An 18,562-nucleotide genomic window follows, 5' to 3' on the forward strand; every position below is an offset into this window, starting at 1 on the left:
GTGGCGAAATTTACCGAAACATGAACGGGATTTTGCCATATTGGCCATCTTGGTTTTTGTGTCATTTAATTAACGCCGATATGGCTAGTTGACATCTTTTACAGTTGCGCGAATCACCTGATTCACCTACTTAGAACCTGCCTTTCAGGCATCCTCTCCCAAACTTCCAAGCCCGGCTTCGGCCGGGTTTTCTTTTGCCCGCTTTTCGCGTCCGGTAACCTGCGGTTAACGAACCATTTGGGAACATCCTGATTGGAATGGAAACCGCATGTTCGGAACTGCCGATTGATCGCGGTCAATTTCTCACCATCACAATACATTAGGATAGGCGCCCGCCGCCGGACCGTCTGCGGCTCTGGCCAGATTGGGAGCAATGCGACGTGATGGAACCAGCCGACAGCGCCCCGCGCCCTGCCGCCTGCGCTTCCCACCCGTCTTTAGCGCCCGGCTCGCCGCCCGTTCCCGACCTGATCGAGGCGCTGCGTCTGCTTGGCCATCCCCTGCGGTTCAATCTGTTGACGCAACTGGCGCGCGGCCCCGTGGCCGTGGGCGAACTGGCCGCGCGCACAGGGCAAAGCCTGTCGATCATCAGCCAGCAACTCGCGCTGCTGCGCAAGGCGGGGCTGGTGCAGGGGCGGCGCGAGGTCAAGCAGGTGTTCTATTCGCTGGCCCGCCCCCGCATGGCCGAGGTGGCCCAGGCGCTGGCGGAAATGGCGCTGGCAGGCGCCGCGCGAGGCGGATCGGCGGGGGCCTGACGCCGCCCCCCCTTGCAAAACCCGCCGGAAAGCGCCAATTCCGGCCCAATGAAGCCCACGGACCTTGCAGAACTGAAAGCCAATGCCGCGATGATGGCCGCGCGCCTCAAGGTGATGAGTCACCCTGAGCGCCTGCTGATGCTGTGCCGGATGGACGAGGGCGAGGTCAGCGTGAACGAGCTGGTGGCGATGACCGGCCTGTCTCAATCGGGCGTTTCGCAACATCTGGCATTGCTGCGCGCCGAGGATATCGTGAACGTGCGGGTCGAGGCCCAGACGCGCTGGTACAGCCTGAAGGACCGGATCGTCTCGGGCACGATCCACGCTCTTTGCGAATTGTTCGAGGCGGAACAGAACCGGACGAAAAAGCCTTAATTCAGCAACATTTGCCCCCGCTGCCCTTGCCGTAGCGGGCCTCTTGGCGGTTGCGGAAAAACTCCTGCCGGGTCATCGGCGCGCGGTCGGGATGGTGGGCGCGGATATGCGCCAGATAGGCGTCATAATCGGGCATCCCCACCAGCGCGCCCATCAAACGGCGCAAAAACCCGCTCACGCCATTACCTCGCGCACGCTGGGCGCATCGCTGCGCAGAGCCACAACACAGGTTCGCACCGCCGCCACCAAAACGGCCAGCACCACCACCATAAAGAACCCGCAAAGCACCGCATCGACCCGGTCGTTGAAGATGATTCGCTCCATCTGCGCCATGCTCTTGGCCGGGGCCAAAACCTTGCCCTGCGCCGCCGCCGAAGAAAATTTCGCCGCATGCGACAAAAATCCGACCTTGGGATCATCGGAAAACAGCTTGAGCCACCCGGCCGACAAGGTGCAGATCAGCAGCCACACGGTCGGCAGCGCCGAGACCCATGCATAACGCTGCCGTTTCATGCGGAACAATACGGCTGTGGCCAGCATCAGCGCGGTGGCCGCCAGCATCTGGTTAGAAATGCCGAACACCGGCCAGAGCGTGTTCACCCCGCCCAGCGGATCGGTCACGCCCTGATGCAGGAAGAAGCCCCATGCGGCCACGCAGATCGCGGTGCCGATCAGCCCCTGCGCTATGCCGCCGATCCGCGCAAACCCCGGCACCGCGCGGGCCAGCAGGTCCTGCACCATGAACCGCCCGGCGCGCGTACCCGCATCCACCGCGGTCAGGATGAACAGAGCCTCGAACAGAATGGCGAAGTGATACCAGAAGGCCTTCATCGCCGCGCCGCCCACGACATGGCTGAAAATCTGCGCCATGGCCACGGCCAGCGTGGGCGCGCCGCCGGTGCGCGAAAGGATCGTGTGCTCGCCGATGTCCTTGGTCAATTGCACGATGGCCTCGGGCGTGATGGCAAAGCCCATGGCCGAGACCGCCGCCGATGCGCTTTCCGGCGTGGTGCCGATCAGGGCGGCGGGGCTGTTCATGGTGAAATAGATGCCCGGCTCGATGATGGATGCGCCCACCAGCGCCATGATCGCCACGAACGCCTCGGCCAGCATCGCGCCATAGCCGATGAAGGGCGCGTCGGCCTCGGATGCGATCAGCTTGGGCGTGGTGCCGCTGGCGATCAGCGCGTGAAAGCCCGATACCGCCCCGCAGGCGATGGTGATGAAGAGAAACGGAAACAGCCCGCCCGACCACACCGGCCCGCCGCCATTCACGAATTGCGTCAGCGCGGGCATTTTCAACGCCGGGGCCATAATCAGAATGCCGATGGCCAGCGCGATGATCGTGCCTATTTTCAAAAAGGTCGAAAGATAATCGCGCGGGGCCAGCAACAACCACACCGGCAAGAGCGAAGCCACCGCGCCATAGACGATCAGGATCCAGCAGATCTGGATCGGCGTATAGGTGAACAACGGCCCCCAGAACGCCGATTGCGCGACATCCTGCCCAAACACCAGCGCGGCCAGCAAGCCCACCAGCCCCAGCAGCGAAACCTCACCCACGCGCCCCGGACGGATCCAGCGCGAATAGACGCCCATCGCCAGAGCCAAAGGCACCGTGGCCGCCACGGTGAACATGCCCCACGGGCTTTCGGCCAAGGCCTTGACCACGATCAGCGCCAGAACGGCCAGAATGATGACCATGATCATGAAGGTGCCCAGCAGCGCGATGCCGCCCGCCACCTCGCCCATTTCCATGCGGATGATTTCGCCAAGCGATTTGCCGTCGCGCCGCATCGAGATGCACAGCACCAGGAAATCCTGCACCGCACCCGCCAGCACCACGCCAAAAATGATCCACAGCGATCCGGGCAGATAGCCCATCTGCGCCGCCAGCACCGGCCCGACCAGCGGCCCCGCGCCTGCAATCGCGGCGAAATGGTGGCCGAACAGGACATTGCGGTCGGTCGCCACATAATCCAGCCCATCGGGCCGCCGCATCGCAGGCGTGGGCCGCGCGCCGTCCAGCCCCATCACCCGCGCGCCGATAAAGCGCGCATAGAAGCGATAGGAAGCGAGAAAACAGCCCAGCGAGGCCACCACCAGCCAGAGCGTATTGATCGGCTCACCATGATCGAGCGCCACCCGCGCCAGAGCGCCCAGCCCCAGCAAACCCGCCGCCATCCATGGTAAAGGCCCAAACATCGCATTCTCCCGGCTCTATCGGCCCGGAGGGGTAACGGCTAAATCCCCGCTTTGCCAGCGTTCAAACCGTGCCAAAATTCAAACCGTGCCAAAATCTAAACCGTGATTGAAACAATCTCAATCGCTTCGGCCCGGCCGGAGAAATCGACCAGCTCGCCCGCCTCGGCCTCCATCATCGCACGCGGCAGAGGGGCGGAGAAAGCGAGCAGGCCAGAGGTCGGATCGGCCTCGTCATGGCCCACGATGGTGATGGTGCGGGTCTGGCCGTTCAGGCGGAATTGCACGGTGGCGCCAAAGGCAACGCAGGAACCATCGGGCACGGGCATTTCCTGGGCGGTGGCGGCGCGGGTGCGCCAATAGCGCAAATGGCGGCGGGCGGATTTGACCGCTTCCTCATCCGGCGCGGCGGCGACGGCAGCCTCCCATTCGCCGCATTTCTCCTCGATCTGCGCCTTGCCGCGCGCGGTCACCAGATTGGGGCCGGGCGGAATGGGCAGCTCGAATTTCGGCTCCAGATGTTCCTCATCGCCATCGCGGCGAAAGGCGACGCTCATTGCATGCTCTCCACTCTCATCGCCCGCCTATGACAGCGCGCCGGTATCACGGCAAGGGAGCCGGAACGCCGGTCAGCACACCCGCGCGCACCCGCGCCACGCCGGAAAAGGCCGGATGGCTCACCTGCAAGGTGTTGAGGTCGAACCGGCTGTCGGCCCCGATCCCGGTGATCCTGATCCCGGCATAATCCAGCTTCTCGCCCAGCACCGCCCTTTGCGCCCGCCCCGCCGGCTGCACCAGCCAGCCGTAGGTGCCCTTTGGCGCCATCAGCCGCGCATGGCCCGCCCCGTCCACCACCAGCGAGGCGCGCTCATCCATGCCCAGCCCGACGACATCCTTCGCTCCCCTTGCGCGCACATTGGCGAGGAAAGCGATCAGCCGCCCCATGCGCGCCCGGATCATGAAATGGCTGTCGGTGAAAATTCGCCGCATCCGGGGCAGATGGAGGAAGCGGTCCACCACCGTCACCCCCGGCCCCATCGGATTATCGAGAGCCTCGGGGCTGGTAATGCCGTCATCGCCAAAGGCGCCGTATCCCCACCATCCCATGATCGCCAGCCCGGCGCTTGTCCCGCCGATCGGGCGATCCCGCGCCAGCCGGTCAATCAGGCGAGACAGCGGCGTGGCCTGCCAGAAGCGGACATAGCGCGATTGGTCGCCGCCCGCGATGAACACCCCGTCGGCCCGCTCCAGCGCGGCAAGGATGCGCGGATCATAGGCGGCCTTCCTCTCGGAAAAGACGAAAGTTTCGACCGAGGCCACCCCGCCGATCTCCTTCAAGAAAGCCTCGCCAAGCTCGCCCTTTTGCGAGGCGCGCAGCACGACGATATGCCCATGCCCGGCCCGCGCCACGAACCAGCGGAACGCCTCGACATCCCAATCGCCCCCGCCCGAAAGCAACAGGCCCGGCGCCCGCCGCCCCGGCGTGGACAGGCTGCGGTCGCCCGCCATGTAATGGGCATAGCCCGGCCCGCCATCCTGCGCATGGGCATTCAGCGGCGCGGCCAGCAAAGTCAGCGCCAACAGACAGGCTTTGGCAAATTTCACGCGCGGCTCCCCCATGGCGATCGGAGGGCGCAGACTGACAGGCCGAACATGGGGCGGCAAACCGCCAAATTGCGCAGAGGAACGCCCCCCGCCCCGCCCATCAAGCCAAATCCTGCATCAATCCACCGCCCCTTTGGTTTGGACCTGCCTGAGCCGAAACCCTAGGCAGGGCGGCAGAAACGGCGCCCCGGCCCAACGCCTGGCGGCGCGCAATATCAGGAGATAGCAATGTTCGATCCCGTCTCGATGGCGCAGCGGCTGGGCGAGGGCCTGCTGTCCTTTCCGGTCACTCACTTCGACGCCGATGGCGCGTTTGATGAAGGCCCCTTCCGCGCCCATTGCGCATGGATGCTCGAACATGAGCTGTCGGGCCTGTTTGCGGCCGGCGGCACGGGCGAGTTCTTCTCCCTCACCCCCGACGAGGTCGCCCATGTCGTGCGCGCCGCCGTGGGCGAGCGTAAGGCCGATGTCCCGGTGATCTCGGGCTGCGGCTATGGCACGGCGATTGCGGTGGACATTGCGCGCAAGGCCGAGGCCGCAGGGGCCGATGGCATCCTGCTGCTGCCGCCTTATCTGATGGGGGGCAAGCAGGAAGGGTTGGCAGCCCATATCGAGGCGGTGTGCCGCGCAACGGGGCTGGGCGTCATCGTCTATAATCGCGGCAATGCGATTGTGGATGATGAAACGCTGGCGGGTCTGTGCGAACGCAACGCCAATCTGGTGGGCTATAAGGATGGCGTGGGCGATATCGAGCTGATGGCGCGCATCTATGCGCGCATGGGCGACCGGCTGACCTATATCGGCGGGCTGCCCACGGCGGAAACCTTTGCCACGCCCTATCTGACCATGGGCGTGACCACCTATTCCTCGGCCATTTTCAACTTCATGCCGCAATGGGCGCTGGAATTTTACAACGCGGTGCGCAGCGGTAACCACGCCCATGTGCAGCAGCAATTGCGCGATTTCGTGCTGCCCTATATCAACCTGCGCAATCAGGGGCGCGGCTATGCGGTGTCGATCGTCAAGGCCGGTTGCCGGGTGATCGGGCGCGATGCAGGCCCCGTGCGCAGCCCGCTGACCGATCTGTCGGCGGTCGAGGATGCGCAATTGGCCGCGCTCATTGAAAAAGTCGCGCCTTATTCTCTCCCGCTTCCTGCCTGAAAGCGCTAGGCTGGGCTCCATGTTCGAACTCAGCCAGCTCCGCTGCTTCGTCGCGGCGGCCGAAGAACTCCACTTCGGCCGCGCGGCCCAGCGGCTCAACATGACGCAATCCCCGCTCAGCCGCCAGATCCAGTTGCTCGAACGCATTCTGGACGTGACGCTGCTGGAACGCACCAGCCGCACAGTGTCCTTGACGCCTGCGGGGCGGGTGTTTTTGATCGAGGCGCGGCGGATTGTCCGGCTGGCGGAAAGCGCGTCTCTGTCGGCGCGGCGCGTGGCCAAGGGCGATGCGGGCAAGGTGGCCATCGGCTTTACCGCCGTTTCGGGCTATACGTTGGTGCCGCAGATCGTGGCGCAGGCGCGCGCCAGCCTGCCCAATATCGAGCTGGACCTGCGCGAGATGGTCAGCACCGAGCAGACCGATGCGCTGCTGACGGGCCTGATCGACATCGGTTTTGTCCGCCCCCCGGTGGTGCGCTCCGAATTTGAAACGCTCACCATCCTGCACGAGCCTTTGCTGGTCGCGCTGCCCTCGGGCGATCCGCGTCAGGGGCTGTCGACGCTGACCCCCGCCGATCTCGATGGCCAGCCGCTCATCATGTATGCAAGGCAAGGCGCGGGCTATTTCCACGACATGCTGGTGCGCCTGTTTGACGAGGCGCAGGTGGCCCCCAATTTCGTCCAGCATGTGACGCAGATCCATTCGATGCTGGGCCTTGTGCGCGCTGGCCTTGCCGCCGCCGTGGTGCCGCAATCGGCGCTGGGCCTGCATCCTGACGATGTGCAGTTCCGCCAGATGGTCACCCAGCCCGAATTTCCGGTCGAGCTGATCATGGCCTGGCGGCGGGACAATGCCAATCCCGCCCTCGACCCGATGCGCCGCCTATGCGCCGAGGCGATCGGCTAGCCCCAAGGGAAGGCCAGCGAAGGCCGGTTGGCATAGCGCCGCATGGCCAGCACCAGCCGCGCCCCCGCCCCCGGCGCCAGATCCAGCACGAAATGCCGCGCGCCGACGGGATGCCGGTGCCCGTCGATCTCCACACTCTCGATCCGGTGTTCGCCATAGGCCCCGCCCTGCACGATCACCCGGCGCGGCTTGTCGCCGGTGTTCACCAAGGTCACCTGCGTCGCCGTATCGCCCAGCGAATGGACCAGCGCCGCCACATCCATTGGCAATCCCGCCCGCCGCCGCGCCGGATCGAAATAGCGCAAGCGGCAATGGAGCGTCACCCCGCCCTGCGGCGGACTGTCGGCATTCCATGTGGGGCGCGCAATATGCAGCCCGCCCGTAGTCAGTTGCACCAAGGCCTTGGCGCTGGCCGGGTTGAAATCCAGCGTCCAGTCGGCCAGCCGCGTGTCGGGCGTGGTATGATCCGCCCGCCGTGCCGCGTCCCGCTTGGCCAGATGCGCCAGATCGGCCTCCAGCGCCGCCTCGGGATAGGCGGGGTTGGCGCCTTCCAGAAAGCTGATCCACGGATCGCTGCCCGCCGCCGCGCGGTCTTGGGGGTCTTGGGTGGCATACCAGATTTCAAACGCGCCCTGCCGGTACGGCCCCGCCTTCCACCCATGCCAGCCATCCGGGCCGAACAGGGTGGGCGTCTGCATCCTGCCATCGACCATGCGGGCCTGCGCATTGATCAACGCATTCTGCCGCCGCCAGACATGGAGATATTCGCGGTCCCCGCTCAAGAGCAGCGCGTTGAAGAAAGCCGTGATCGCACGCGGCACGCGGTTGCGCCCTTCGCGCACCCCCGTTTGCGGCACGCGGGGCGCGAAATTCCAGCCATAGGTGCCGCCCCACCAATCCGCCGCCGCCTTGCCGTCATGGCCGACCTTGCTGGGGAAGATGCCGCCATTGGCCCGCGCCCGCTCCATCCACGCATCGGTGTAATCCAGCACCCAGCGGCGGAACCTCTCGCCCGCGCCCAGCGCATAGGCGTTGAGCCCCAGGGTGGTCGATTGCAGATTTAATGGCGTATCGCAGGCCACATCATCATATTCGTCATAATGGCGCAGGAACTGCTCATAACTGTCCTCGCCATGCTCGAGATGAAAGCGGCTGGCGTCAAACGGATCCCCCGCCCAATCCAGAGGCGTTGCCTTGCGCAGCATCGGCCCCCGACTGCCGTTCAGGATCGAGCGGATGACGCGGTGCTTGGGGTCATAATTGCCGACCGTTTTATCCGCGCCCGTATAGAAATCGGCATAGCGCCGCGTGCGCATCAGCAGGTGCGGATCGCGCGGCGCCGACAGACCCATCACGTTGAAGGTGGAAAGCCCTTCCGAATTATGCTGCCAATCCATCTGCACCGGAAATTCGCGGTAATACATGCCCTGACGCGCAATCGGCACATCGCGGGTCCGGATGCCGGTATATTGCCGCAAATGCCCTTCCCAGAACTTCTGCGCCATGGTCAGCAGACTGTCATCCGCGCCCAGCGCATGAAGCAGCACCCAGTCATTGGTCGCCTCGGCCGCATCGTCCGGCCCGTCATTGGCGCCCCAGCGTTCAAAGCATTTCAGGTGATCCTGCGCATCGACATAGGTGGCGTAATAATCCTTGCAGGCCTGCGTATGGGCGGACAGCAATTGCCGCTGCAATTGCGCCCAGCGCGGCGCGGGCATCGGGCTGGTGATGCGCAAAGGCGCGGCCGTGGCGGCCATGGCGGGGCTGGCGGCCAGCGCGGCCGCCCCGGTCAAAAGCTGACGACGATCCACCTTCATGCCGCAATCTCCAGACGCCGGATCGGCCCGACGATCACCGTAAAGGCCAGAATGGTCAGCACGCAATGCGCCGCCACGAAAAGCAGCGCCAGATCGAAAGATCCCGTTGCGCCAACGATATAGCCCACCACAATCGGCGTCACGATGCCCGCCGCATTGCCGAACATGTTGAACACCCCGCTCGACAGGCCCGCCAGACGCTTGGGCGCCACGTCCGCCATCACCGCCCAGCCGAGCGAGGCCACGCCCTTGCCGAAAAAGGCCAGCGCCATCACCGCGATCACGGCCGCCTGATTATCCAGCCAGACGCAGCCGAGGATGCTGGAGGCCAGCACCATGCCCAGCACCAAAGGCATTTTGCGCGCCCGGTCCAGACTGCCGCTGCGTTTAAGGATGCGATCCGAGATCACGCCCCCGACCAATCCCCCGCCAAAGCCGCAGATCGCGGGCAGAGCGGCGGCAAACCCGGCCTGCGTGATCGAGAGGCCGCGTTCTTTGACCAGATAGATCGGAAACCATGTGACGAAGAAATAGGTCAGCACATTGATGCTGTATTGCCCGATATAGATGCCCAGCATCATGCGATTGGCCAACAAGGGCCGGATATTGGCCCAGTTGAAGGCCAGCGATTGCCCGCTGCTGCTCTCCAGCGCGATCTGCCCGCCGCCCTCGCGGATCAGGTCCAGCTCGGCGGCATTGACGCCCGGATGCCGGTCCGGCCCGTGGATCATTTTCGCAAAGATCAGCGCGGCGATCACCCCCACCACGCCCATCATCCAGAACACCGAGCGCCAGCCATGCGCATGCACCATCCAGCCCATGATCGGCGCAAAGGCCACCAGCGCGAAATATTGCGCGCTGTTGAAAATGGCCGAGGCCGTGCCACGCTCGGCGCCGGGAAACCATGCCGCCACCAATCGCGCATTGCCGGGAAAAGACGGCGCCTCGGCCAGACCGACCAGAAAGCGCAGCGTGAAAAGCGCGGTGACCGCAGAAACGCCCGGCACAATGCCCACCAGCGCCTGCGCGGCGGTCAGCACCGACCAGATGGCGATGGCGATGGTGTAAATCCGCTTGGTTCCGAAACGATCCAGCAACGCGCCGCCCGGAATCTGCGCCAGCGCATAGGCCCATGCAAAGGCCGAAAGCACGTATCCTGTTGCCACCGGTGTCAGAGATAATTCCCTCGCCGCCGCGCTGCCCGCGATGGAAAAAGTGGCCCGATCCGCATAGTTCAGCGTGGTCACAAGGAAGATCAGCGCGATGATTTTATAGCGCGTTCTTGTGGGAATCTGGGCGCGCGGGCCATGCATCATATCTCTCCGGATGGTCTTTTTTGACTCCGTTTCGATAGGCGCAACCGGGCAAACCGTCCAAGGCAAATCACGCGATGATCCAGCCAAATATCGGCATAATCGCAAGTAAATATAACGATTGCAGCCGCATCAGTGCTGATCCGGCAATGATTGATGCCGGAATCAGGTTGGCGTTTTTGCGCCCCCCTGGTCTATCCCCCTGCTCAATCCGGCAATCCTGACCGGTATGGGATTTTGAGGGGATTACTGATGGCCCATTCCATCCGCCGCGGCGCGAAGGCCGCCCTGCTTGTCACCAGCGCCATTATCGCCGCGCCCGCCGCCATGGCGCAGGAGGCACCCGCCTCCATCGCCAAAGAGCCGGCTTCCGCTGAAATTGTTGTCACCGGTTTCCGCGCCAGCCTCAACAGCGCGCTGGGCGTGAAAAAGGCGACCGCCGCCGCCGTCGATGTCATCAAGGCCGAGGATATTGCCGAATTCCCCGACCTCAATCTGGCCGAATCGCTGCAACGCATTCCCGGCGTGGCCATCAACCGCGTGAACGGCGAAGGCCGCAATGTTTCGGTGCGCGGCCTTGGCGCCGATTACACCCGCGTGCGCATCAACGGCATGGAAGCCATCGGCACCACCGGCGGCACCGACAATTCGGGCGGCGTCAACCGCGGTCGCGGGTTTGACTTCAACATCTTCTCCTCCGACCTGTTCAACAGCCTTGCCGTGCGCAAGAGCGCCAGCGCCGACGTCGAAGAAGGCTCGCTGGGCGCCACGGTCGATATGCAGACCGCCCGCCCGTTTGACTTCAAAAAGCCCACCGCCACTTTCTCGGCGCAGGGCAGCTATAATGACCTCTCGCGCAAGACCACGCCGCGCCTCTCCGCGCTGGTCACCAAGAGCAATGACGATCAGACCTTCGGCGTGCTGATGAGCTTCTCCTATGAAGCCCGCCGCTTGAAGGAAGAAGGCGCGAACATCACGCGCTGGACCTATGGCGGTTTCAACGGCGGCTTCAACGCGGCCTCGACCGTGCCGGGCTACAATCTGGCCCAGATCAACAGCGCGAACCTGTATCACCCCCGCATCCCCGGTCTGGTCAGCTATGACATCGACCAGAAGCGCGTGGGCGCCTCGGCCTCGATCCAGTGGCGCCCGGGCGACCGCACGCTGCTGACGCTCGACGGTCTGTTCTCCTATCTCGACGGCACCCGCGCCGAGAGCCAGTTTCAGGCGATCAGCTTCAGCCGCTCGGGCACCGGCAAGCCCCAGACGATCATCCGCAACGGCACGGTCGATGGCAATGGCAACCTGATTTCGGGCACGTTCGACAATGTCGATCTGCGCACGCAGGCCCGCTATGACGTGCTGCGCACCACCTTCTACAACCTGACCGCCAATCTGGAACATTCCTTCTCGGATCGGCTGAAATTCACCGGCCTTGTCGGCTATTCCAAATCGGCCTTCACCAATCCGACCCAGACCACGGTGACGCTGGATGCGGCGAACACGGGCAATTTCTTCTACGATTTCTCCACCCGCTTCCCCACCATCCGTCCCGGTGTGGACATCACCAATCCGGCCAATTTCGCCTTCACCAGCGGCACCTCCGAAGTCCGCATCCGCCCGCAGACGGTGGACAACGCTTTCGGCACCGCCAAGGGCGCGCTGGAGTGGAAGGCCAATGATATCCTGAAGATCAAGGCGGGCGTGGACTGGCGCCGCTTTACCTATGGTTCGACCGAACAGCGCCGCCTTTCGGGCGAAACCGTGGTCAATTCGCTCAATGCCGCCCAGATCGCAGCGGCCACCACGGTGTTCAGCGGCTTTGGTCGCGGCCTTGCGGTTCCGGCGGGCACGCCCACGGCATGGGTGGTTCCCGATCTCAACGCCTTTGCCAATCTCTATGGTATCTATTCCAACCCGACCTATGCCATCGGCGGCATTGAAAATGCGACCGCACGCGGATCTTTCATCACTGTGCGCGAGGATGACACCGGTGTCTGGGGCATGGGCGAGTTCAACCTTGCCGACCGCGACATTCCGCTGCGCGGCGACATCGGCCTGCGCTATGTCAACACCAAGCAATTCTCGACCGGCTACGCCAGTCAGGGCGCAACCATCAATCTGGTGACGGCCAACCGTTCGTACAGCCGCCTGCTGCCCTCGGCCAATGTGGTCTATGACATCAACCGGCAATTGCTGGTCCGCTTTGGCGCGGCCAAGACGCTGGCGCGCGCCGGCATCGCCTCTCTCACGCCCGGCGGCAGCCTGTCGGTGTCGGGCGGCAGCCGTACGTTCAGCGCGGGCAACCCGGATCTGCGCCCGACCGAATCGACCAATCTGGACCTGTCGGTCGAATATTACCCTGCGCGCGGGGCGATCTATTCGGTCGCCTATTTCCAGAAGAATATCAGCAGCTTTGCCCAAACGCTCAGCACCGCTGTGCCCTTCTCCTCGCTCGGCCTGCCCGCATCCCTGCTGACCGGCACGACCGCCAGCGCCAGCGATGTGTTCATCGCCAGCACCCCGGTCAATTCGAGCGGCGGCATGCTGCGCGGCTTTGAAGTGAACATGCAGCAGCCCTTCAGCTTCCTGCGCGGGATCGGCAAGAATTTCGGCGTTCTGGGCAACTTCACCTATGTTTCCTCGAACATCCAATATCTGACCAGCGCCGATGGCAGCACCTCGGTCACCGCGCCCTTGGTGGGCCTGTCGAAATATGCCGCCAATGGCACGCTCTATTATGAGGACAAGAAGTTCTCGGTGCGCGGCTCGGTCGCCTATCGTTCCAAATATCTGACCGCCGTGCCCGGCACCGAAGGCCAGAGCTGGAACGGCACCAACCGCACGATCAATGTCGATGCGCAGATCACCTATGCGCCCGTCGAGCGGATCAAGTTCAGCCTGGAAATGATCAACCTGACCGACGCGCTCAACGATCAGTATGTCGATGCGACCAACCGCCTCAACGTGCTGACCCACAGCGGCCGTCAGTTCAACCTCGGGGCCAAAGTCACTTTCTAAGGGCAGCAGCGCCCTTTCAAGGCAGACCCCACCCCATCCCCGCGTCCGGCACTCCCAACACTCCCGCCGGACGCGGGGATTTTCATGGGACAGGACCGAGACAGATCATCGACGTGGCCGCGCCCGAGCATGTCGATGCCGTCTGGGCAGCCGGTACACCGGCCTTTTTTCAGGCGCTTATATTACCAAAGTCCTGCGTAGTTTCCACCAGCCCTCCCTTGGCCATGAGGAAACCTTCCACGCCTTATGATAGGTGTGAGGAAGGATGTGCGATCGATGGCATGGAGCGATAGGCTGCTCGGACGGGGGCGTGGGCTCAACAGTATCCCCTGGCGGTTTGCGCTCATGGCGCTTGTCACCTCGGCGGTGGTGGTGCTGGTGGCGCGCCTATGGCTGACCGGGCCGTGGACCGCAGGCTCGGCAGCAAGAATGGCCGCCCTGCTCGCGCTGCCCGCGGTGGTCAGCTATCTGGCGGCGCGCAAGCTGGCCGGGATGATCCGCACCCTGCGCGACAGCACGCAGGCGATTGTCGAGGGCGATTTTTCGCGCCCCATCGACATTGACTGCGCCTGCGAGGTCGGCGGTCTTGCCGACAGTTTCCGCGCGATGGTGGCGCGGCTCAACAACAATATGCTGCGCATGAATGTGCTGGCCTATACCGATCCGATCACCGGCCTGCCCAATCGCACGGTCATCACCCATATCCTCTCGCTGGCGCAGAAAAACATGAACGAACCCTGCGCCGGGGCGATGATCTTCATCGATCTGGACGGGTTCAAACGAGTCAATGACACGCTGGGCCATGATGCGGGCGACGAATTGCTGCGCCAGGTGGCCGCGCGGATCATTGTGCGGGGCATGGGGCTGGCGCTCGAAGAGCTGGAGACCTGCACCAATTCCTTTGGCGAATTGTGCGAAACCTGCCCCACGCGGCCGGTTTTTGCCCGGTTTGCCGGGGATGAATTCGTGCTGCTGCTGCCGGGCCATCATGACAATGCCGTGCTCGACATGGTGGCGCGCTCTATCCATGCGGCGCTGGCCGAATGCTTTACCGTGTTCAACAATGAGGTCTTTATCGGCGCCAGCATGGGCATCGCGCGTATGCCCCAGGATGCCGACACGCCCGAACAGATGCTGGCCTATGCCGATATCGCCATGTACCGGGCCAAGGAAGGCGGCAAGAACACCCATGTTTTCTTCGACTCTTCGCTCAAGGGCAAGGTCGAGGAACGCGCGCTGATCGAGCGCGAATTGCATCATGCCATCGAGCATGACCGGCTCGAACTGCATTATCAGCCCAAATTCGACGCCGAAACGCTGGGCATCACCGGGGTCGAGGCGCTGGCACGCTGGAATTGTCCGGGGCTGGGACCGGTATCGCCGGAAATCTTTGTCAATATTGCCGAACAATGCGGGCTGATGGTGCCGCTGGGCCATTCGATCCTGCGCAGCGCCATGCGTCAGGCGCGCCAGTGGCTGGATGCGGGGCGGCCGGTGCCGATTGCGGTCAATGTCTCGCCGGTGCAATTCGAGCGGCCCGGCTTTGTCGAAACCGTGCTGACCATGCTCGATCATTTTGGCCTGCCGCCGCAATGGCTCGAACTGGAAATCACCGAGAGCATCGCCATGGCCGATTTCGCCCGCACGCGCGAAAGGGTCGATGCGCTGCGCAAGGTGGGCGTTTCGATTTCGATCGACGATTTCGGGATCGGCTATTCCAATCTCTCGCAACTGGCGCGGCTGGAATATGACGCGCTCAAGATCGACCGCTCGCTGGTGGGCAGCATCGGCGAACATGGCAAGACCGAATCCATGCTGGCCGCGATCATCACCGTGTCCAAGGTGCTGGGTCACAAGGTCATCGCCGAGGGGATCGAAAGCGCCCAGCAGATGGCCTATCTGAAAGGGCGCGGCTGCCGCGAGTTTCAGGGCTTCTATCTGGCCCGCCCGATGCCTGCGGATGAACTGGCCGCATGGCTGGACCAGCGCGGGCACAGCACGGTCCATGCCATGCGCGAAAGGGCGTTTGAACGGCTCAGAGCTTAACGGGCAGGCTTAATCGAGAACCTTGTGCCAATATTGCAGCGGCTTGGGGCTTTCCTGCGCCTCGCCGTGCTCTTTCCACGCCAGATGGGTGATAAAATCGGGGATCGGCGCATAGCCGCGCGCGCGCCAGAAGCCATCGAGCGGGCGGTAATCTCCGGGCCGCGCGGGATGGTCTTCGGGGCGGATCACGGCGGCAAAACAGGCCGCATCGGCGCCGCACCGCCGCGCCTGCGCCTCGCGGTGGTCGAAAAAGGCGTGGCCCGCGCCGCGCCCGCGATAGGACGGCAAAAGCACGCTTTCGCCAAAATAGAACAGGCGCGATGTGTCCATGCCCCGCGCCGCAAAAGGCGCGCGAAATTCGGGCTTTTGCGCCGCCATCGGGCTGGCCGTGGCCGCGCCCACGATCCGCGCCCCATCCTCAGCGCCATCTATCGCGGCCACCAGCACGGCATCGCGCGCGCTCAGGAATTCACGCAGATATTCGGCCTCATAATCCGCGTTGCCGTCATAGAGATAGGGCCATGCGGCAAAGACCGCGATGCGCAAAGCCGCCAGATCGCCCATGGCCGCGCCGATCTCATCCCCCGTCAACGGGCGGATCACCAGCGCGTCCTTTACCCCGCCACGCGCAGCACCTGCCGCTCCACCTTGTCCGACCATTCCACCTCGCATGTGCCGCGCTCCTTGCGCTTGGCACTGTAGAGCGCGCGGTCGGCCCGTTGCAACAGATCGTGGCGGCAATCATCGGCCCCGCGCAGTTCGACCACCCCGATCGTGGCCGAAACCATCAGCGGGTCCTTGCCCCGCCCGACCGGGAAACGCAGCACCCGCAGCAGATTTTCCGCCACGCGGGGCAATTGGGCGATCATCGCCTGATCGGTGATGACCAGCGCGAATTCATCGCCTCCCAGCCGCGCCGCCAGACTGCCCCCCAGCCATGGCGAGCGCAGCTCTGTGGCCACCTTGCGCAGGATATCATCGCCCGCGCCATGGCCGAATGTGTCATTCACCTGCTTGAAATTGTCCAGATCGATCAGCATCAGCGCCATGCGCTCGCCGCGCTGCTGGGCGCGCTCCACGCATTCGTCGACATGGGTGACAAAGGCATGGCGGCTGGCCACATGAGTCACTTCGTCGGTGTTGGCGCGGCGGTCCAGCTCGACAAACAATTCGTGCCGCTCGGTCACATCGTGAAACACGCCGATCAGCCCGATGACGCGCCCGTTTTCCAGCTCGGGCTCGCCGATCGCGCGCACCCTTTTGCACACGCCGCGCGCCGAAACCAGATCGACCTCGACATCATAGGCCGCGCCGGTGTTGATCGCCTGCTCGATGAGGGCGGTGATCCGCTCGCGTTCGGCCGGCGGATAATAGGACAGCGCATCGTCCACCGCCATCCCCTCGCCGGGAGGCAGGTCATGGATATCATAGACGCCTTCGGACCATGTCACGGTCTGCAGCCGAGCATCAAGCCGCCACGAACCCATCGAGGCCATCAGTTCGGCCTGACGGAACTGGCGCTGCAGGCGCTGCTGGTCGGCATAAAGGCGGTTGATGCGCGCGGCATCCTGCGCCATCGCCATGCTGGACACCATGGATTGCAGGATCGCCTCCACCCCGCAGGCCAGACTGGACAGGCGCGCCAGATCGGCGGGCGAAAATTCGCGCGGCACCGTATCGATCAGGCAAAAGGCGCCGATGCCGGTGACATTCTCGCCCGGCCGCGCCCGCACGCGCAGCGGCACACCTGCATAAAAGCGGATGCCCGGCGCGCCGCAGACCAGCCCGTTGAAGCAAAAACGCGAGTCCAGTTCGGCATCGGGCACCACCATCGGGGCGTCCTGCGCAACGGCATGGCGGCAAAAGGACTGCTCGATGGGCGTGCCTTCGGCATCCAGCCCGTGGCGGCCGACAAAGACCTGTCGATCACCGTCGAGCAGGCTGACCAGCGCGATGGGCACCTCGAACATGTCGGCCGCAATCGCGGCCAGTTGCGAAAGCGCCCCGTTGCGCGATTCGATCAATTGGCGAAGAAACGGCATGATGGCCCCCTCCCAAGGGTATGATCGATGTTTAGGGGGATCTTGCCTAAAATGACGTAAACAAACGGTTGCGTAAAGGCTTTTCGCTTTGCCCTTTGGTGCGCTGAAAACGTCTGCGCCGCGCCGAAAAAAGGCTGCCAGGTCTTGATTTTACCGCGCCCGCGCGCCAGCGAGGCCCAGCCGGTCCGCCTGCGCCCGCAGGCGATGAAACCGGCACTCTGGGATAGATTCATGCTTGCGATTCTTGGCATCACCCTGCCGATCTTTGCGCTCATTCTGGCTGGATGGGGCGCGCGGCGCATCGGCATGATGGGTCCGATGGCCAGCGGCGAGATCAACCGCTATGTCGTCAATCTCGCGCTGCCCGCGCTGCTGTTCGATATCGTGGCCAATGCCAAAATCGCCACCATCTGGCAGCCCGCCTTCATGGCGGTCTTTGCGCTGGGCGGGGCAGCGGTTTTTGCCCTCGCGCTGGGGGTGAGCATGAGCCGGGGGCGGCCGCTGGCCGATGCGGCGATCGACGGGCTGAACGCGGGCTATGCCAACACCGGCTTCATCGGCTTTCCGCTGCTGCTGGCGGTGCTGGGGCCGTCCTCGCTGGCGCCCACGCTGATCGCCTCGATCCTGACGGTCTGCGTGCTGTTTGCGTTGGCGCTGGTGCTGCTGGAAATCGGGCTTCAGGCGCAGGCCCATCCGCTGCATATGGCGCGCAAGGTCGCGCTCTCGCTGGCGCGCAACCCCTTGCTGGTGGCGCCTGCGCTGGGGGTGGTCGTTCTGGTGTCCGGCTTTGGCGTGCCTGCGCCGGTCAATGCATTTCTCAAACTGCTGGGCGGCTCGGCCTCGCCCTGCGCGCTGGTGGGCCTTGGCCTGTTTCTGGCCGAAAAGCGCGAGGAATCCGCCCCATTGAGCGCCATCGGCGCGCTCACCCTGGCCAAGCTGATCCTGCATCCCGCGCTGACATGGTTTCTGGCGACCGAGGTATTCCACCTTACCCCCGGCCTGACCCATGCCGCCGTTCTGCTGGCCGCCCTGCCGACGGGCACCGGCCCCTTCATGGTCGCCGAATATTACCGCCGCGAAGCCGCCCTGACCTCAGCCACGATCCTGATCACCACCATCGCCTCGCTTGGCTCGCTGATGGTGTGGATGGCGTTGATGTGAGGTTGGTAGCGGGAATCGAATTGCCCTGATTACCCATTGATTTCCTTCCTCATTACCCAGAACTCGCAATTCGGTCCATCAACTGAACCATCAAAAGGAAATTCAAAAAGGGTTCGAATCCGAAAGGCGGAATCGCATTGAAAATTGCCCGATTCGC

At 63.9% G+C, this 18,562-nt stretch carries 16 protein-coding genes; 7 read left to right on the top strand and 9 right to left on the bottom strand.

The window, feature by feature from the left end; all coding sequences use genetic code 11:
• Nucleotides 1–383: 383 nt before the first annotated feature.
• On the top strand, nt 384–755 hold the full coding sequence (locus tag BGP00_RS05060; RefSeq protein ID WP_292693149.1) for a metalloregulator ArsR/SmtB family transcription factor: 372 nt from the start codon (nt 384–386) through the stop codon (nt 753–755).
• A 48-nt stretch (nt 756–803) separates the two neighbouring features.
• Nucleotides 804–1,130: a metalloregulator ArsR/SmtB family transcription factor gene (locus BGP00_RS05065; protein ID WP_292692940.1), complete on the top strand. Its 327-nt coding sequence runs from the start codon at nt 804–806 to the stop codon at nt 1,128–1,130.
• A 1-nt stretch (nt 1,131) separates the two neighbouring features.
• On the opposite strand, the gene BGP00_RS05070 is transcribed toward BGP00_RS05065, so the two are convergent.
• The 4 genes from BGP00_RS05070 to BGP00_RS05085 form a co-directional block, all read right to left on the bottom strand.
• Nucleotides 1,132–1,308 carry a YbdD/YjiX family protein gene (locus tag BGP00_RS05070; RefSeq protein WP_292692938.1) on the bottom strand — a complete coding sequence of 59 codons (177 nt, stop codon included), beginning with the start codon at nt 1,306–1,308 and terminating at the stop codon, nt 1,132–1,134.
• The gene (locus BGP00_RS05075) at nt 1,305–3,335 is read right to left on the bottom strand and encodes a carbon starvation CstA family protein (RefSeq protein ID WP_292692937.1); all 2,031 of its coding nucleotides are present in this window, start codon (nt 3,333–3,335) and stop codon (nt 1,305–1,307) included. The genes BGP00_RS05070 and BGP00_RS05075 overlap by 4 nt, the downstream gene beginning before the upstream one ends.
• Before the next feature lie 95 nt (nt 3,336–3,430).
• The gene (locus tag BGP00_RS05080; protein ID WP_292692935.1) at nt 3,431–3,889 is read right to left on the bottom strand and encodes a GreA/GreB family elongation factor; all 459 of its coding nucleotides are present in this window, start codon (nt 3,887–3,889) and stop codon (nt 3,431–3,433) included.
• Between the two features lie 46 nt (nt 3,890–3,935).
• A complete protein-coding gene (locus BGP00_RS05085; protein ID WP_292692934.1) occupies nt 3,936–4,937 on the bottom strand; it encodes a cyanophycinase in 1,002 nt (333 codons plus the stop codon).
• Nucleotides 4,938–5,165: 228 nt separating this feature from the next.
• Between BGP00_RS05085 and kdgD the strand changes: the two genes are divergently transcribed.
• Both kdgD and BGP00_RS05095 read left to right on the top strand, forming a co-directional pair.
• Nucleotides 5,166–6,098: a 5-dehydro-4-deoxyglucarate dehydratase gene (kdgD, locus tag BGP00_RS05090; RefSeq protein ID WP_292692932.1), complete on the top strand. Its 933-nt coding sequence runs from the start codon at nt 5,166–5,168 to the stop codon at nt 6,096–6,098.
• Between the two features lie 19 nt (nt 6,099–6,117).
• Nucleotides 6,118–7,005 (top strand): LysR family transcriptional regulator, encoded by an 888-nt coding sequence (locus BGP00_RS05095; RefSeq protein WP_168603028.1) that lies wholly within the window; start codon nt 6,118–6,120, stop codon nt 7,003–7,005.
• On the opposite strand, the gene BGP00_RS05100 is transcribed toward BGP00_RS05095, so the two are convergent.
• Entirely contained in the window at nt 7,002–8,822 is a 1,821-nt protein-coding gene (locus BGP00_RS05100) for a hypothetical protein (RefSeq protein WP_292692930.1), read from the bottom strand. The genes BGP00_RS05095 and BGP00_RS05100 overlap by 4 nt on opposite strands.
• Nucleotides 8,819–10,138 (bottom strand): MFS transporter, encoded by a 1,320-nt coding sequence (locus BGP00_RS05105; RefSeq protein ID WP_292692928.1) that lies wholly within the window; start codon nt 10,136–10,138, stop codon nt 8,819–8,821. Before BGP00_RS05105 ends, BGP00_RS05100 begins: the two co-directional genes overlap by 4 nt.
• A 249-nt stretch (nt 10,139–10,387) precedes the next feature.
• Here BGP00_RS05105 and BGP00_RS05110 point away from each other — a divergent pair, with 249 nt between their 5' ends.
• A complete protein-coding gene (locus BGP00_RS05110) occupies nt 10,388–13,156 on the top strand; it encodes a TonB-dependent receptor (RefSeq protein ID WP_292692925.1) in 2,769 nt (922 codons plus the stop codon).
• 276 nt (nt 13,157–13,432) lie between these two features.
• Nucleotides 13,433–15,202, top strand: coding sequence for an EAL domain-containing protein (locus tag BGP00_RS05115; RefSeq protein ID WP_292922882.1), 1,770 nt, complete (start codon nt 13,433–13,435; stop codon nt 15,200–15,202).
• 9 nt (nt 15,203–15,211) lie between these two features.
• On the opposite strand, the gene BGP00_RS05120 is transcribed toward BGP00_RS05115, so the two are convergent.
• Genes BGP00_RS05120 through BGP00_RS05130 form a run of 3 tightly spaced genes read right to left on the bottom strand, consistent with a single transcriptional unit; the run spans nt 15,212 to nt 17,477 of the window.
• Entirely contained in the window at nt 15,212–15,766 is a 555-nt protein-coding gene (locus tag BGP00_RS05120) for a GNAT family N-acetyltransferase (RefSeq protein WP_292693146.1), read from the bottom strand.
• Nucleotides 15,767–15,816: 50 nt separating this feature from the next.
• Complete coding sequence (locus BGP00_RS05125; RefSeq protein WP_168603033.1) at nt 15,817–17,244, bottom strand: diguanylate cyclase; 1,428 nt, start codon at nt 17,242–17,244, stop codon at nt 15,817–15,819.
• Nucleotides 17,223–17,477: a hypothetical protein gene (locus BGP00_RS05130; protein ID WP_168603034.1), complete on the bottom strand. Its 255-nt coding sequence runs from the start codon at nt 17,475–17,477 to the stop codon at nt 17,223–17,225. Before BGP00_RS05130 ends, BGP00_RS05125 begins: the two co-directional genes overlap by 22 nt.
• Between BGP00_RS05130 and BGP00_RS05135 the strand changes: the two genes are divergently transcribed.
• A complete protein-coding gene (locus BGP00_RS05135; RefSeq protein WP_292692918.1) occupies nt 17,476–18,405 on the top strand; it encodes an AEC family transporter in 930 nt (309 codons plus the stop codon). The genes BGP00_RS05130 and BGP00_RS05135 overlap by 2 nt on opposite strands.
• Nucleotides 18,406–18,562 lie beyond the last annotated feature (157 nt).

This window comes from Novosphingobium sp. 63-713, assembly GCF_001898925.1.
Lineage (GTDB): Bacteria > Pseudomonadota > Alphaproteobacteria > Sphingomonadales > Sphingomonadaceae > Novosphingobium.

Coding starts and splice junctions, on each gene's coding strand:
- BGP00_RS05060 (WP_292693149.1), top strand. CDS start 384: ATGGAACCAGCCGACAGCGCCCCGCGCCCTGCCGCCTGCGCTTCCCAC.
- BGP00_RS05065 (WP_292692940.1), top strand. CDS start 804: ATGAAGCCCACGGACCTTGCAGAACTGAAAGCCAATGCCGCGATGATG.
- BGP00_RS05075 (WP_292692937.1), bottom strand. CDS start 3,335: ATGTTTGGGCCTTTACCATGGATGGCGGCGGGTTTGCTGGGGCTGGGC.
- BGP00_RS05080 (WP_292692935.1), bottom strand. CDS start 3,889: ATGAGCGTCGCCTTTCGCCGCGATGGCGATGAGGAACATCTGGAGCCG.
- kdgD (WP_292692932.1), top strand. CDS start 5,166: ATGTTCGATCCCGTCTCGATGGCGCAGCGGCTGGGCGAGGGCCTGCTG.
- BGP00_RS05095 (WP_168603028.1), top strand. CDS start 6,118: ATGTTCGAACTCAGCCAGCTCCGCTGCTTCGTCGCGGCGGCCGAAGAA.
- BGP00_RS05100 (WP_292692930.1), bottom strand. CDS start 8,822: ATGAAGGTGGATCGTCGTCAGCTTTTGACCGGGGCGGCCGCGCTGGCC.
- BGP00_RS05105 (WP_292692928.1), bottom strand. CDS start 10,138: ATGATGCATGGCCCGCGCGCCCAGATTCCCACAAGAACGCGCTATAAA.
- BGP00_RS05110 (WP_292692925.1), top strand. CDS start 10,388: ATGGCCCATTCCATCCGCCGCGGCGCGAAGGCCGCCCTGCTTGTCACC.
- BGP00_RS05115 (WP_292922882.1), top strand. CDS start 13,433: ATGGCATGGAGCGATAGGCTGCTCGGACGGGGGCGTGGGCTCAACAGT.
- BGP00_RS05120 (WP_292693146.1), bottom strand. CDS start 15,766: ATGGGCGATCTGGCGGCTTTGCGCATCGCGGTCTTTGCCGCATGGCCC.
- BGP00_RS05125 (WP_168603033.1), bottom strand. CDS start 17,244: ATGCCGTTTCTTCGCCAATTGATCGAATCGCGCAACGGGGCGCTTTCG.
- BGP00_RS05135 (WP_292692918.1), top strand. CDS start 17,476: ATGCTTGCGATTCTTGGCATCACCCTGCCGATCTTTGCGCTCATTCTG.
- BGP00_RS05130 (WP_168603034.1), bottom strand. CDS start 17,477: ATGAATCTATCCCAGAGTGCCGGTTTCATCGCCTGCGGGCGCAGGCGG.